A 14547-nucleotide genomic window follows, 5' to 3' on the forward strand; every position below is an offset into this window, starting at 1 on the left:
TTGATTTTTCGTGTTCAGATTGCGACGGCCGCCCTCGCCCATGCCGCCAGCGCGATCCTGTCGAGCTTGCCGCTGCCCAGCCGCGGCAGGTCATCGACGAAGACGATGTCGCGAGGCAGCTTGAAATGCGCGAGGCGCGGCTTCAGCCAGGCGTGCAGATCCTCGGGGCTGACCGCGCTTGCCGGACGCCGCACGACGTAGACCCGCAGCACTTCGACCTTGCGCGGATCCGCAACACTTACGGCGGCGCAGTGCGTCACGTCCTCGTGGCCGACAAGGCAGCGCTCGACCTCCTCGAGGCTGACGTTCTCGCCACCGACCTTGGCCATCAGCTTGATGCGGCCGCGATACGTGACGTAGCCGTCCTCATCGATGCTCACGAGGTCTTCGCTGTGCACCCAGCCCTCGGCATCGATCGCCCTCGCCGTCTCCTCGGGCTGGTTCCAGTAGCCGATCATGGTGTTGCCGCGGATCCACGCCTCGCCGGTCTGGCCGGGGCCGAGATCGCGTCCGGTTTCGGGATCAACCACCCTTATCTCGTTGCCGGGCAGCGGCCTTCCGCCGGTCGACAGCATCTTTGCGGGATCATCGTTGGGGCCGGTGATAGCGCAAGGGCCATAAGTCTCGGTCAGCCCGTAGGGAGAGAACGCGAAGGTGACGTTGGGCATCACCGCACGCGCCGCATCGTTGTGGAGCGGCGCCATGCGCAGCCTCGGGAACGTGATCGCGCGCGCCTGCGCCTCCATCACCGCTTCCTTGCCGAGCACGCTGACGAAGATCGTCGCCTGTTCCTCGACGATAAGCCGCACGGCCAGATCGACGCTGAAAGCCTCGGTGAAGACCAGCGTGCCGCCCTGCGGCAGCATGCTCATCAGGCCATAGATGCTGCCGCCTGCATGAAACAGCGGCATCATCGAGAAATAAACGTCGTCCCGCCGCATGCCCGTGCGACCGGCATGTAGGATACCATTCGCCGCGAAACCGCCTTGCTGCAGCATCACGCCCTTGGGAAAGCCGGTGCTGCCCGAGGTATACTTGACCACGAAGACGTCCTGCGGCGTCACCGCCTCGGCCATCCGGTCGGCAACGGCCAGCCAGTCGCCATGGCCTTCGCGGCCGACCGCCTCAAGCACCGTCCAGTCGAAAGCGGCGCGGTGGGACGTGCCTTCGCGGGCGAACAGGACCACGTTGCGCAAGTCCGGCATCGCGCGCGAGCACAATGCGCCGGGCACCTGCGCCTCGGCGAATTCGGGACAGATTTCAGCAAGGATCGCTGGCATGTCGAGCTTGCGGAAGCGATCGAGCATGATCAGGTGGCGCGCCCCCGACTGCCGTATGCAATAGGCGATTTCCGGCGCTTTCAGGAACGTGTTGATCGGCACCACCGCGGCCCCGATCCGGGCCGCCGCGAAGAACGAGACGATCCATTCCAGCCGGTTGGTCATCCACAGCACGATCCGGTCGCCGCGCGTGACGCCGATGCTGGCGAGGCCCGCCGACAGATCGCGCACCCTATCCAGAAGTTGGGCATACGTCAGTCGCGTAACCGCGCCCGCATCGTCGGCCGCAACCAGCGCGTCACGGTCGGGGTCGCGTGCGGCGGCGTCGCTCAAGACCTGCCACATCGTGCGCGATCGGGCCGCCTCCAGCGCTTCCCGATCTTTCCGGGTCACCGGCCGCCACGCGATCTTTGCTTGCGGATCCGCGATCATCCGGCCGCGAACTCCGGGCGGTCGAGCCGGAATAGCCGCGCCGCATTGCCGCCGACGATGGCCGCCTTGTCCGCCTCGGAGATGTCGATGCCCTCGAACAGTTCGGCGATGACCTGCCGGGACCGGGGGAACGTGCCTTCGTGGTGCGGATAGTCCGCGCCCCACAGCAAGGCCGCCGTCCCGGTGACAGAACGCGACATGATCCCGGCACGATCCGTCTGGAACGAGCAGGCGACCTGCCGGGCGATGATCTCGCGCGGGGTCAGCGACAGCTTGGGCCGCACGAAGGACTGGTGCGCGTCGTAGACCTCGTCCATCCGCTCCGCGAGGGCCGCCAGCCAGCTCGCGCCGCCCTCGATCACGCAGACCTTGGCGCCGGGGAAGCGATCGAGCAGCCCGCCCGCGACCATGGCGCCGATTGTGATCATGCCGTCCGTCGCCTGGATCATGTAGTTCATCACCGCGCCGCCCGCGCCGCGAAAACTGCGCACGTCGTTGCGGCCGGTCCCGGTGTGCAGCGCGAAGACGATGCCAAGGCGCTGCGCGGCATCGAAGACCGGATCCCATGCCTCGCTGGTATATTGCGGAATGCCGGAATCGCGCTCGATCAGGCTGGGCAGCATGGCGGACGTGAAGCCGAGCGCGGCAAGGCGCTCCATCTCAGCGATCGTATTGCGAAAGTCGCGCACCGGCAGGATGCCGCAGCGCACGAACGAGCGCGTATGGTCCTTGAGCAGACCGTGCAGCCAGTCGTTGTAGACTTGCGCCGTGGCCAGTTCCGCCTCCGCGTTCTCGATCATGTAGGCGGTCAGGCCGAGGCTGGGGAACACGATCTCGGCATCGACACCGTCGAGGGCCATGTCCTGCAGACGGAACTCGACTTCCCGGTTGCCGCGCCGGTCCGGGCGGCCGAACGGTTCCCCGTCAGCCCCCAGGCGTGGCGGCCCACGCTCGATGGGGGTTTTCTGCAGGACCTTGTCACCCGCCATCGACAGGATGAAATCATCCTGCTTCACCGCATGAAGACCGAAAGTGCGCAACGAGGGCGGCAGCCCTTCGCTGAACAGATCCGATGGCTCGACGAAATGTCCGTCGGCGCTGAATACGAAAGTCATCCCGCCCTCTCCCGAAAGCGGCCGCGCTGGCTATTCCCTTTTCCGAAAACCCGCTGATGATGCAGGCGCGACTGCACGCACCGGGTAATCCCCGGCAAATGCACCTCTCCCTGCCCTATCTGCTTGCTCCGCGCGGCCTGCTGCCTTGTATACGCCGAGAATTAGACCGGGAGCGGTCACCGGGATAGCTGCGAAATTCGGAACACCCCTATCGACGTAACCGATGGGTCAGGCATTTTCGATAAGGTATCGGTCGAAAGCGGCGACCAAACGCCCCCGAGATATGTTCCGCGGCCGGGCGAGGCTGAGCGCGCGAGTATAGGAAAAGCCGGATACAGCCAGTTGCACGAGCCGCCCTTGCTCCAGGTCGGTCCTCACCACTTCGTGTGACAGGCAACCGATACCACCACCGGCGACCACTGCATCACGAATGCCCCAGTTGCTGGTGGATTCGAAAGCGACACGCAGTTGACCGATCTGCTCGTGCATCAGGTAGCGCAGGCGCGCGCATTCAGACGAGGCCGCTTCGCGCAAGCACCATCGCTCTCCCGCCAGATCACCGATCGCCAGACCCTGCCTTCTCGCCAGCCGATGGTCAGGGGCGACGATGAGCACCATCTCGTCGGTGCGCCAGGGAGTCAACTCGACACCGGGAACATCGGGGAAGTTCTCGATCACCGCAGTCTCGAGCTCGAACCGGCTGAGCCGCTCGAAGAGGTCCATGGTGGACTGGGATTCGACGCGGATCTGCACCTCGGGATGGTTGCGCATGAAGCCGACGCAAAGTTGAGGCAGAATCGTCTCCGCCACCATTGGAGTCGCGCCCAGTACGAGTTGCCCGTTCAACGGGGCATCGTCCCGATCTCCTTCGATATCCTCGATCGTGCAAAGGACCGAACGAATGGTGGAACGCAGCCGTTTTCCTTCGTCGGTGATCTGAAGCGGCCGCCCCTTGGCATGAGCAAAGAGTTGCCGGCCAAGGATGATCTGCAGATCGGTCAAGGCGCTGCTTGCCGCGCTCTGGCTCATGTTCAGGCGGTTTGCCGCAGCGGTCACGCTGCCGGTTGCCGCAACCGCATCAAAAACCTGAAGTTGCCGGATCGATACCTTCATGTTGATGGAGTGCCGTTCGGCGCCCGCGCCGGCAAGGGATTTCACAAAGGCGAAGGCAGCTACTGGTTATGCGATGGCAAAGTCATCGGCGATGCGAATGCTCGTGGCAATGTCCCTCCGCCAGAGCGGCGATCATGGCCTGGGCATGGCCCATGCACGCAAGGAGTGTCCGTCGTTGGGCATACGATCACATCGCGGCCGGTTTCCAGTGAGCCTGGCGTAAAATCTGGAAAAATATGATGCGTCCGAAAAACCAAGATCTTCGGATACCTGCGCAATAGTCGCATTTGTGAACGCCAGAAGCCGCCGAGCCTCCAGAATCAGGCGGGCATGGATAAGCTCCGTCGGCGTACAACCCAAGCTGCGCTGACATGTCCGATTAAGGGTCTTCGCGGTGATACCCAGTCGCCGTGCATACCAGGAAACGCTGCAATGCTCTCGCAGGTGAGTTTCAATTAGCCGACGGAACGCCACAAGGCGTTCTTCGTCGAGCGTCTCGTCTTGAATGGGTAAAGGCAGAGACCTGACGAGCGCTTCGGCCAGAGCCATGAACATCGGTTGCGGTGCGCGCCAGTCTGCCTGACAATTGAGCAGTTCGTCACACAACCAGGACACCCGCGCGACGTTAGCCTCCGGTACGGTTCCGCAGGCACCTTGGGTAAGCAAGCGCAGCAGAGGATCGTTGCTACCTGTCGCGCGCGAGGTAAATCCCGCCGAGAGCGTCATCACATGCCCGGATGTCTCCGGCGTAAAGCGGAATCCGTGCACGCTGCCGATCGGCACGATCATGTAACAGGGGGCGCAAAGATGGCGCACCAGATCATCGCAGCGGAACTCAACCTGTCCGTTGGATAACAGCAGGGCCTGCACGCTGCGCAGATGGCGATGCGGCGAAATCTCCCAATCGTACAAGGCGCTGCGCGTCGCTATCGTTTCTATATGCGCGAATTCCGGGACATTATCGCCCGACTTCTCGCCATACAGGACGAAGCTGGGAATAGAACTATGCTGCATCGCCCTGTCCCAAAAGTACCTGTCATATGACCTTGCCGTCTCTTCCAGCAGAGGTCCGCCGCTGTCAATCCATGGCTATGCGAACGCGCCGAACCAGAGCGCGCCGCCCGTGGAGATTGCGCGATGAAGACACAGGTTGCAATTATTGGGGCAGGACCTGCGGGTCTATTGCTGGCACACCTTCTAAAAGCCGAAGGCGTGGATTGCATCGTGCTTGAACGCCAGACCGGGCCTTACATCCTGTCGCGCATCCGCGCCGGTGTGCTGGAACGGGTCACCGTCGGCCTTATGGAACGCCTTGGCCTCGATGCGCGCATGAAAGCGGAAGGCCTGCCGCATGACGGCTTCAACCTGGCCGACGGCGAACGGCTGATCCGCATCGACATCAAGGCCCTGACAGGCAAGCAGGTCATGGTCTATGGCCAGACCGAGCTGACCCGCGACCTGATGGAAGCCGCCGAACCGCGCGGCCTGGAGATAATCTACGAGGCCGCCGACGTCGCCCTGCATCATATCGAAAGCGACGCCCCTTTCGTGACCTACACCAAGAATGGCGCCGAGCACCGGGTCGATGCCCGCTTCATCATTGGATGCGACGGCTTCCACGGCCCATCACGTCAGACGATTCCCGCGTCTGTGGGCCGGACTTTCGAACGGGTCTATCCTTTCGGCTGGCTTGGTATTCTGGCCGACGTGCCTCCGTGTAACCATGAACTGATTTACGCGAACCATGATCGAGGTTTTGCACTCGCCTCCCAGCGCAGCAACGTGCGCAGCCGTTATTACATCGACGTTCCGGTAACCGAGAGGGTCGAGGACTGGAGCGACGAACGCATCTGGGATGAACTCAGCATCCGCCTGGGGCCCGAAGCGGCCGCACACATCACGCGCGGCGCCTCCATCGAGAAATCGATCGCGCCGCTACGGTCCTTCGTGTTCGAACCGATGCGCCATGGCAGCCTGCTCCTGTGCGGCGACGCTGCACATATCGTGCCGCCCACCGGCGCCAAGGGACTAAACCTTGCAGCCAGCGACGTTCACTATGCATCAGAGGCGCTGCTGGCGTTCTTCAAGAGCAACGATGGCGATGCGATCACCGGATATTCCGAGAAAGCCCTCGCCCGCGTCTGGAAGGCAGAGCGTTTCAGCTGGTCGCTGACCAAGCTGATGCATCGCTTCCCCGATGACGGCGCCTTCGAACGCCGCATCCAGCTTGCGGAGCTGGACTATATCGCATCGAGCGATGCAGCGCAGCGCGTCATCGCGGAAAACTACGTTGGCCTCCCGGTCTGACGCGCCAAGAAAAAGCCCCGCCCGATCGATCCGGCGGGATCAAACTCGATTTACCCCGCTATGGCGTCGTGCACGATGGCCAGGGTATCCCGCAGTTGGGCAACCTTCACCTGCCCCGGCGCGGACGGATCACCCAGGGCGCCGAAGCTCAGCGCGGAACCGAACGCTTCCCCCGCCAGTCGCGACACGGCGCCGATACCACCCATCGCCATCGTTACCAGCGGCCGATCGCCGTGGTCGCGACGCATGATCCAGGTCGCTTCCAGCAGCCGCAGCAGGTCGCCGGCATCATGCGGCATTACCGCCAGCTTGCAGATATCCGCCCCGAGCGCCTGCTGCCGGCGCAGCAGCGTAACCATGACCTCAACCGAAGGCGTGACCGCAAAATCGTGGTGCGACAGGATCACATGGCGTCCCATCGCCTGCACATCGGACTTGAGCCTGGCCACTGCCGGATCGGACAACAAGGCGGCTTCGATGTCGATCAGGTCGCCTGCACCGCTTTTCAGAACCGCCTGATAGATGGCCGCGTACTCGGCCGGAGTGATGGCCTTCTGCCCGCCTTCGGCCTTGGTTCTGAACGTCACCACCAGCGGCTTGCCCTTGATGGCATCGGCCACCGGGCGCATCGTTGCCGCGACCGCCTGCGGATCGAGGGTGGCATCCAGAAAGTCGACCCGGTATTCCACGACGTCGACCTCGCTCATGCTGCCCAGCAGGCGCGCCCGCGACAGCACCGCATCGGGTGTAGTTTCGATCAGCGACACAATGGTCTTGGTACGACCGGCTCCGATCTCCACGTCACGAATCCGTATCGGCCGGAGCTGATTCGGTGCTTTCGGAGCAGGAGCCGCGGCCATCGCCGTAGCGCCGATAGTGGGCAGGATTCCTGCCGCTGCACCAAGGGCAAGAGCCTGGCGGCGCCGCATCAAAGGCATATTCAATCTCCGCAAGTGTCATGAACCGATCTTGTGGTCGGCATTCGTGTGTACTAAATGGTACATAACCTGATGGGAAGTCTCCTCGTTCCACTTTTTCACGTGCGGTCCGACGCGGGCCGGTGCATTGCGCCGAGCGGATCGCTATTGTCCCCTGGCGCGGCAATCGGATATGCAGGCCTATGCTGACGATCCGGCAGATAGAAATCTTCCACGCCGTGATGATCACCAAGACGGTGAGCGGCGCAGCGCGAATGCTGGGCACGTCGCAGCCAGGGCTGAGCCGCATGATCGGGCACATGGAAGACAAGCTGCGCTTCCGCCTGTTCGACCGTACGCGCGGCCGCCTGCTGCCCACCCCCGAAGCGCAGGCGCTGTTCCGGGAAGTGGAGCAGGTCTTCAAGGGCTTCAGCGACCTCGAACACGTGGTGCAGCGGCTGGCCAAGGGTGTCGACCGGACGTTCCGGGTCGGTGCATCGCCCTCGCTTGGGCATTCGGTGGTGCCGCAGATGCTTTCGCGGCTGACGGGCAACTACCCCGACGTCACCATCCAGTTCGACGTGCTTTCGGTGGAGCAGGCGGTCGACTGGCTGGCCCTGCAGCGCGGCGACTATGCCTTGAGCGTCTTTCCCATCGACCATCCCAACGTGCTGTCCAGCCGCATCGGCAGCGGCCGCATGGTCTGCGCCGTCCCGGCGGGGCACCGGCTTGCGGACCGGAGCCATATCGCCCTTGCCGATATGCACGGCGAACGAATCCAGTCCTTCCGCAAGGAAACGCCGCACGGCCAGATCATCGCTCGAATGTACGAAGAAGCGGGCGAGGTATTGGACGTGGCGACTTACGTGCGCTTCGCCGAGACGGCCGTAGCCTTCGTCGCCAACGGCATGGGGGTAGCGCTGGTTGACAGCTTCACCGCGATGCAGCCCCATGCCGACACCGTACGCTTCCTGGAATTCGAGCATCCCGGCACCCTGCCCGTCTACATAAGCCGAAATCTGGAAACGGCACGGACGCTGGTTGGCGAAACGTTCGAAGAGATCGCGCGCAACATTCTCCTGGCTTTGCCGCGATCTGCGACGCATTCCCACCCATAACATAAGGGCATGCCGAACATCGTTGCGTGGTGTGCGAGAATTACGCTGTTGCCGTTACGACATGATCGGTAAGGCCCGACTGACGCTGTTCAATGACCGGGCGAGCACAGGCGCAAAGCAAGCGCCGTGAAGAGGATGGAAAAGAGCGTTACCATGGCAAGTTATTCCGCCTCGGGGTCGGTTTCCGTCCGCCCCTACGTCACCGTGCAGGGCCAGTCCTCAAGCGTGAAGGAACTGTCCGGCGACGACCGATGGTCTGCCCGGCAGGTGCTCATCGTGGCGATCTGCTTCATGCTCAACATGCTGGACGGCATGGACGTGCTGATCCTGTCGTACATCGCACCCGCATTGTCTGTGGACTGGCGGATCAGCCCCGAGAGCCTCGGCGTCGTCTTCAGCGCAAGCCTCGCAGGCATGGCCGCCGGCGGCCTGCTGGTGGCTCCGCTGGCCGACAGGTTCGGGCGGCGCAAGCTTATCCTTGCCTCGCTGGTCATGATGGCCGCCGCCATGTTCGGCTCGGGGTTGGCAAGCTCGATCACCGAACTGCTGATTAGCCGCTTCATCGTCGGCATCGGCATCGGCACCGTCCTCGCCAGCATGGCGGCCCTGACGGCCGAATATGCTCCCGCCCGTCACCGCACCTTCGCCGTGGGCTTCCTGCAGGCCGGATACCCCGTCGGCGCGACCCTGACGGGCTTTCTCGTCGCCCAGCACATCGAGGCGCACGGGTGGCAGGCCATGCTGCTGGGCGCGGCGACGCTGTGCCTGCTGTCGATCCCGCTCGTCTTTGCCTTCCTGCCGGAATCGGTGGAGTTCCTGCTCTCCCGGCAGCCTGCGAACGCACTGCAGCGGGCCAATCGCCTGCTCGTCGTCATCGGCCGCGCTCCGCTTGAAGCCCTGCCGGAGCGCAAGAGCGCCCAGGCCGAGCACGTCGGGCTGCGCGGCCTCCTCAGCGAGGGGCGCGCGGCGAGCACCATGCTGTTGTGGCTGGCGATCACGTTCAGCTTCATGACGCTCTATTTCGTCATCAGCTGGATCCCCAAGCTCGCCGTCGAAGCGGGCCTCCCGGCCAAGGACGCGATCTATGCCGGGGCCATCTTCAACATCGGCGCCTTCGTCGGCATTTCGCTGCTGAGCTACGTAGCCATGCGCTTCGACCTGCGCCGCCTCATCCTGGGTTACATGTTGCTGGCGGCGGTTGCCCTGGTAGTGTTCGGCGCCGTGTCGATGCCGCTGGCCGCGACGCTGCTGACCGCATTCCTCATCGGCGTCTTCGTGCAGGGAGGGTTCAACGGCTGCTATCCGCTGGCGACCAGCCTCTATCCAGCCGAGGCACGCAGCACCGGCATCGGCTGGGCCATGGGCATAGGCCGCATCGGCGCCGTGATCGGCCCGATGCTGGGAGGGTTTCTGCTGGCAGAGAAGGTCTCCCTTCCCGTCATCTTCACGGTGTTTGCAGTACCGGTCGTGCTGGCGGGCTTCTGCGCCTCGCTGATCCGCCTGCCCGGCCAGCGCTGAACTGAAAAACAAGAGCCCCATCTGCCAAACGGCGGACGGGGCTCTTGCCTATTTACTCCGCCCCTGCTGTCGCCGCGCGATAGCGGTTTTGCGCGGCAAGCCGGACACCGGCATTGGGCGCTCCGTACCCGACATAGGCAGGTGCCCGTTCGACGAACTCGAAGAAGAACAGCTTGTCAAAAGCCCGGCTGTACAACTGCCGGTATGCATTGCCTTCCAGATCCTCGTCGTAAAGCATCCCGGCCTGCACCATCCCTGCCAGCACTTCGTCCGTCAGTCCGAAGCGGGCGGCCAGATCGTCATAATAGTTCGCCGGAATATCAAGCATCGCAGCGCCGCGTGCCTGAAGCGCCTGGGCGGTGGCGCACAGATCGTCGCTGGTCAGGGCAACGTGCTGGAAGCCGCCGCCTAGCCCCTGCGCCAGGAAACGCGACGAGAGCGTCTCGCGCGCATCGGAGGCATTGAGGGTCAGGCGGAAGGCGCCGTCGGGCGACTGCAGGGCCTGACTGTGGACCAGTCCGGCCGGATCGATGACGTCCTGCGCATCACGGCCTTCCAGCCCGAACAGGGCGCGCCAATAGAGCTGCCAGGACAGGAACTCGTCATTGTGGACGACCGCTGCGAGGTGATCGATGTCCCGCACCGCCGTGTCACCCTGCGCGGCGGAGACATCCGCCGACTCGAACTCCCGCGCCCACAGCGCCTCAGCGCCGGCGTCCTCGACAAGGTAGACAAGGCTGCCGCCGACGCCTCGCAAGGCGGGCATCGCCATGCGCCCCGGACGGCCTTCCGGTTTATAGGCGCGAATGCCCAGAGCGGCGGCGCGATCCATCACCGCCTGCGCGTCGTTCACCCGCACGCCGATCGCGCAGATCGAGGTGCCGTGCACGATTCGATAGGACTGTGCGAAGCCCTTCGGCTCGGCATTGACGACCAGATTGACCTCACCCTGACGCCATCGCGTCACCTTCTTGGTGCGGTGCGTGCCCCTCCTTGCGAAGCCCAGTTCGGCGAAGGTTTCGCCCAGCCGTGCCACGTCTTCCGACCCGACGGTGAATTCCACGAACTCGGCCCGCATCGGTGCCTGGGCGGCGGGCATCGCCGTCGGACGGCCCAATACGCGAAGGGCGGCGTCGCGGACATATTCGAGCGAGCGATGCCCGTCTTGCGCGATCAGCCTGGTGGAGATCGAACGGAAGCGGTCGTTGAATATCTCCAGCGACAGCGGCCCTTCATAGCCGGTGCGCAGAATCTCCGCGACGTAGTTGGTCAGGTCGAAACCGCCCTGCCCCGGAAGATTGCGGAAATGGCGGCTCCAGTAGAGCAGGTCCATGTCCAGCAGCGGCGCGTCGGCCAACTGGACATAGACGATCTTGTCGCCCGCGATGTCGCGGATGCTGTCATTGGGAATGCCGCGCGACAGCGAGTGGAAGCTGTCAAGAATGATGCCGATCGAGGGGTGATCCACCTCCTTCACGATCGACCATACATCGCGATGATCGTTGACGTGCCGCCCCCAGGCCAGCGCTTCGTAGCCGACGAGGATGCCGCGCCGGGCGGCCCGCTCGCCCAGTTCGCGGAAATCATCGACGATGCGCTGCCGATCGCCGAGCGAGGCGGGCGAGCAGTTCGAGCACACCAGGATGCGATCCGTGCCCAGTGCCTCCATCACGTCGAACTTGCGTTCCGCACGGTCCAGCGCCCGCTGCCGCAGGGCACCGGGCATGCCTTCGAAATCCCGGAACGGCTGATAGAGCGAACAGGACAGCCCGGCATCCTCCATCAGCCTGCGGACCTGCTGCGGACGCAGCGCAGAACCTATCAGGTCGTTCTCGAATATCTCGACGCTCTGGAAACCCGCTTGCGCGGCAGCGGCCAGCTTTTCTTCAAGGGTGCCGCGCAGCGACACGGTGGCAATGGCATTGTGCATCGGATGCTCCGCTGGACATGGTGTACTCCATATCTGCGCAGCAGGGCATGACTTTAAGCGGTTGCGGAGCCGTCTTTCATAGCATTTGGTTATACCCGCCGGATCACTCCGGCGGGCGATACCGTCAAAGTTCTCCGGGCCAGTAAAGCCGCATGGGATTGGTCACCAGCAGCTTGTGCTGCAATTCCAGTGTCGGGGCGATGCGCGGGATCATGTCGACCAGATTCCCGTCGTCCGGGATAGCATCCTGCATGTTGGGGTGGGGCCAGTCGGTGCCCCAGAGCACGCGATCCTGATAATCCGAGACCAGCGGCGCCACGGCATCCGCAAAGGCGTTCCACGGATCGCCGGCCGGGTCGAGGCGGTCCGGACAGGTCGCCTTGAACCAGATATCGTCACGGCTATCGAGCAAGGCGCGAAAGGCTTTCATGTCAGCACCGTGCGGCCCTTGCCGGACATCAGGACGGCCCATGTGATCGATCACCAGCGGCACCGGAAGCGCATCCATGAAGGGGCGCAGTTCCTCAAGAATGTCGGCCTCGAAGTAGATTACGACATGCCAGCCTTCGGGAAGGCGCCCGGCCACTTCGAGGAACTTGTCCTTGGGCGCGTCATCGACAAGACGCTTGAGGAAGTTGAACCGAATGCCGCGAATGCCACCTTCGTGCAGCGCGGCAAGGTCTGCCTCAGAAATCGCCGGATCGACCACCGCGACCCCGCGGGCCTTGCCATTGCTCTTCACGATGGCGTCGAGCGTGGCTGCATTGTCCGTGCCGTGGCAGCTTGCCTGAACGATCACGTTGCGCGCAAAACCCAGATGATCGCGCAAGGCGAACAGCATATCCGGCCCGGCGTCCTCGGGCAGATACTTCGCCTTGGCGCTGAACGGGAACTGCGCCATCGGTCCGAAGACATGGCAATGCGCGTCGATCGCGCCTGCGGGCGGAGTGTAGAGCGGCTTCGAGGGCGCGCCGTGCCAGGAAACGATACGATCAGACATAGACAATCCCATCCATCAGCTTGCGCGCAGTGCGCAGCAGGGCCGCACTGACGACGGCGCCGCTTTCGTCGGTTTCAAGTACGCAGGTCATCTCGCCGGTGGGGTGCTCGACCGAGAGGGTCTTGCGTGCGCCTGCCGGCGTCGCCGCGACCTCGGCGGCGGGCGAGCCTTCAAGCAGGCACGCGGTCGCCACCGACACCGCCCCCAGCACGCCGATCGTGGCATGGGCACGGTGCGGGATGAAGCTGCGGACGGTGACCGCCCCGCCGTTCCTTGGCGGCGCGACGAGCATCATCTTGGGTACGGACTTGTCGGTTACGTCGCCCAGATTCATCCGCTCGCCCACGGCAAGCCGGATCGCCTCGATCCGCGCCTTGAGCTGCGTGTCGGCATCCAGCGTGTCGCGATCCTCATAACCGGTGATCCCCACGTCCTTCGCCTTGAGCACCACGCAGGGCATGCCGTTGTCGATCAGGGTTACCGGCACGCCGTTCACCACGTCGACCGCATTGCCGGTAGGCAACAGCGCGCCGCACGATGAACCGGCGGTGTCGCGAAACTCCAGCGGCACCGGAGCATGCGTGCCGGGCACCCCGTCGATCGCGGCTTCGCCCTTGTAGGTGACCTTGCCCCCCGGCGTTTGTACGGTAGCGACGGCGACCTGCCCGGTGTTCTCCATATAGATCGCCACCGGCGTCTCATCGCCAGTGGCGGCCACCAGCCCGCGTTCGATCGCGAAAGGGCCGATCCCGGCCAGAATGTTGCCGCAGTTCTGCGCGTCGGTCACGACCGCCTTGTCGACGAAGACCTGCAGGAACAGGTAATCGACGTCGATCCCGTCCCGTGCGGATTTCGCGACGACCGCCACCTTGCTGGTCAGCGGATCGGCACCGCCCATGCCGTCGATCTGGCGCGGATCGGGCGAGCCCATCACGCCCAGCAGGAAGGCATCGCGCGCGGACGGTTCGGCGGGCAGGTCGTCCTTCAGGAAGTACCCGCCCTTGGACGTGCCCCCGCGCATCCACATGCAGGGAGCGCTGACGGAAGGGTCAGACATACTTCAGACCTTCCTTCTCCAGACGCTCCCGCATCTTGTACATGTCGAGGCCAAGGACGCCGCTGGCCAGCTTCTCGCGCTTTTCGCCTTCATTGGCTTCGCGGGCCTGCGCGGCGGCCAGAACTTCGGCTGCCTTTTCACGCGGGACGACGCAGACGCCGTCGTCGTCGGCCACGATCACGTCACCCGGCTGCACGGCGGCATTGGCGCAGACCACGGGCACGTTGACCGAGCCCAGCGTGTTCTTGACGGTGCCCTGCGCATAGACCGCCTTGGACCAGACGGGGAAGTTCATCTCCGTCAGGTCGCGCACATCGCGCACGCCGGCGTCGATGATCAGGCCACGGCAGCCGCGCGCCTGCGCGCTGGTGGCGAGAAGGTCGCCGAAATAGCCGTCCTCGCAAGGGCTGGTCGGGGCGAGGAGCAGAATGTCGCCGTCCTTGAGCTGCTCGATGGCGACATGGACCATCCAGTTGTCGCCCGGTGCCGCACTGATAGTCACCGCCGAGCCGGCGATGCGCGCGCCATTGTAGATCGGCCGCATATAGCTGGCGAGCAGACCCGTGCGGCCCTGCGCTTCGTGAACGGTTGCCACGCCGCACCTGGCGAGACCGTCGATCACGGCCGGGTCAGCGCGCTCGATGTTCTGGACGACGATACCACTCATGACATGCACTCCTAGTTTTGCACCGAGATGGCGAAGCCGCCGTCGCAACGGAAAGAGAACTTTGGAAAGTGCGATTGGATTTGGCTAAGAGTG

The 14547-nt window shown here is 64.0% G+C and carries 12 protein-coding genes; 3 read left to right on the top strand and 9 right to left on the bottom strand.

Translation table 11 applies throughout. The features are described from left to right. Window positions 1-14: 14 nt before the first annotated feature. From PKE80_RS14035 to PKE80_RS14050, 4 genes are all read right to left on the bottom strand, one after another. A complete protein-coding gene (locus PKE80_RS14035; RefSeq protein WP_271183015.1) occupies window positions 15-1673 on the bottom strand; it encodes a class I adenylate-forming enzyme family protein in 1659 nt (552 codons plus the stop codon). A gap of 35 nt (window positions 1674-1708) precedes the next feature. Beyond that, the gene (locus tag PKE80_RS14040; RefSeq protein WP_271183016.1) at window positions 1709-2827 is read right to left on the bottom strand and encodes an amidohydrolase family protein; all 1119 of its coding nucleotides are present in this window, start codon (window positions 2825-2827) and stop codon (window positions 1709-1711) included. Between the two features lie 228 nt (window positions 2828-3055). Further along, window positions 3056-3985, bottom strand: a complete 930-nt coding sequence (locus tag PKE80_RS14045) for a LysR family transcriptional regulator (RefSeq protein WP_271183017.1) — start codon at window positions 3983-3985, stop codon at window positions 3056-3058. 87 nt (window positions 3986-4072) lie between these two features. Next, window positions 4073-4954, bottom strand: a complete 882-nt coding sequence (locus tag PKE80_RS14050) for a helix-turn-helix domain-containing protein (protein WP_271183018.1) — start codon at window positions 4952-4954, stop codon at window positions 4073-4075. Between the two features lie 123 nt (window positions 4955-5077). Here PKE80_RS14050 and pobA point away from each other — a divergent pair, with 123 nt between their 5' ends. Then, the gene (gene pobA, locus PKE80_RS14055; protein ID WP_271183019.1) at window positions 5078-6247 is read left to right on the top strand and encodes a 4-hydroxybenzoate 3-monooxygenase; all 1170 of its coding nucleotides are present in this window, start codon (window positions 5078-5080) and stop codon (window positions 6245-6247) included. A gap of 50 nt (window positions 6248-6297) precedes the next feature. Here the strand turns inward: pobA and aroD are convergent, their stop codons facing one another. Beyond that, window positions 6298-7047, bottom strand: a complete 750-nt coding sequence (gene aroD / locus PKE80_RS14060) for a type I 3-dehydroquinate dehydratase (RefSeq protein WP_271183020.1) — start codon at window positions 7045-7047, stop codon at window positions 6298-6300. A gap of 320 nt (window positions 7048-7367) precedes the next feature. On the opposite strand from aroD, the gene PKE80_RS14065 reads away from it, so the two are divergent. Continuing rightward, window positions 7368-8282 (top strand): LysR family transcriptional regulator, encoded by a 915-nt coding sequence (locus PKE80_RS14065; protein ID WP_271183021.1) that lies wholly within the window; start codon window positions 7368-7370, stop codon window positions 8280-8282. Between the two features lie 153 nt (window positions 8283-8435). Then, entirely contained in the window at window positions 8436-9800 is a 1365-nt protein-coding gene (locus PKE80_RS14070; protein WP_271183022.1) for an MFS transporter, read from the top strand. Window positions 9801-9852: 52 nt separating this feature from the next. On the opposite strand, the gene PKE80_RS14075 is transcribed toward PKE80_RS14070, so the two are convergent. The 4 genes from PKE80_RS14075 to ligK all read right to left on the bottom strand — a co-directional run bounded on the left by PKE80_RS14075 (window position 9853) and on the right by ligK (window position 14454). Next, window positions 9853-11730, bottom strand: a complete 1878-nt coding sequence (locus PKE80_RS14075; RefSeq protein WP_271183023.1) for a bifunctional sugar phosphate isomerase/epimerase/4-hydroxyphenylpyruvate dioxygenase family protein — start codon at window positions 11728-11730, stop codon at window positions 9853-9855. Window positions 11731-11854: 124 nt separating this feature from the next. Continuing rightward, window positions 11855-12730: an amidohydrolase family protein gene (locus PKE80_RS14080; protein WP_370424302.1), complete on the bottom strand. Its 876-nt coding sequence runs from the start codon at window positions 12728-12730 to the stop codon at window positions 11855-11857. Continuing rightward, the gene (locus tag PKE80_RS14085) at window positions 12723-13787 is read right to left on the bottom strand and encodes a 4-oxalomesaconate tautomerase (protein ID WP_271183025.1); all 1065 of its coding nucleotides are present in this window, start codon (window positions 13785-13787) and stop codon (window positions 12723-12725) included. The genes PKE80_RS14080 and PKE80_RS14085 overlap by 8 nt, the downstream gene beginning before the upstream one ends. Continuing rightward, window positions 13780-14454, bottom strand: a complete 675-nt coding sequence (ligK, locus tag PKE80_RS14090; protein ID WP_271183026.1) for a 4-carboxy-4-hydroxy-2-oxoadipate aldolase/oxaloacetate decarboxylase — start codon at window positions 14452-14454, stop codon at window positions 13780-13782. Before ligK ends, PKE80_RS14085 begins: the two co-directional genes overlap by 8 nt. Window positions 14455-14547: the final 93 nt, after the last annotated feature.

This window comes from Novosphingobium resinovorum (genome assembly GCF_027922145.1).
In the GTDB taxonomy this organism is placed as follows: Bacteria; Pseudomonadota; Alphaproteobacteria; order Sphingomonadales; family Sphingomonadaceae; genus Novosphingobium; species Novosphingobium resinovorum.

Bases quoted from the DNA above. Each gene is read 5' to 3' on its own strand.
- PKE80_RS14040 (WP_271183016.1), bottom strand. From the start codon at position 2,827: ATGACTTTCGTATTCAGCGCCGACGGACATTTCGTCGAGCCATCGGAT.
- PKE80_RS14050 (WP_271183018.1), bottom strand. From the start codon at position 4,954: ATGCAGCATAGTTCTATTCCCAGCTTCGTCCTGTATGGCGAGAAGTCG.
- pobA (WP_271183019.1), top strand. From the start codon at position 5,078: ATGAAGACACAGGTTGCAATTATTGGGGCAGGACCTGCGGGTCTATTG.
- PKE80_RS14065 (WP_271183021.1), top strand. From the start codon at position 7,368: ATGCTGACGATCCGGCAGATAGAAATCTTCCACGCCGTGATGATCACC.
- PKE80_RS14070 (WP_271183022.1), top strand. From the start codon at position 8,436: ATGGCAAGTTATTCCGCCTCGGGGTCGGTTTCCGTCCGCCCCTACGTC.
- PKE80_RS14075 (WP_271183023.1), bottom strand. From the start codon at position 11,730: ATGCACAATGCCATTGCCACCGTGTCGCTGCGCGGCACCCTTGAAGAA.
- PKE80_RS14080 (WP_370424302.1), bottom strand. From the start codon at position 12,730: ATGTCTGATCGTATCGTTTCCTGGCACGGCGCGCCCTCGAAGCCGCTC.
- PKE80_RS14085 (WP_271183025.1), bottom strand. From the start codon at position 13,787: ATGTCTGACCCTTCCGTCAGCGCTCCCTGCATGTGGATGCGCGGGGGC.
- ligK (WP_271183026.1), bottom strand. From the start codon at position 14,454: ATGAGTGGTATCGTCGTCCAGAACATCGAGCGCGCTGACCCGGCCGTG.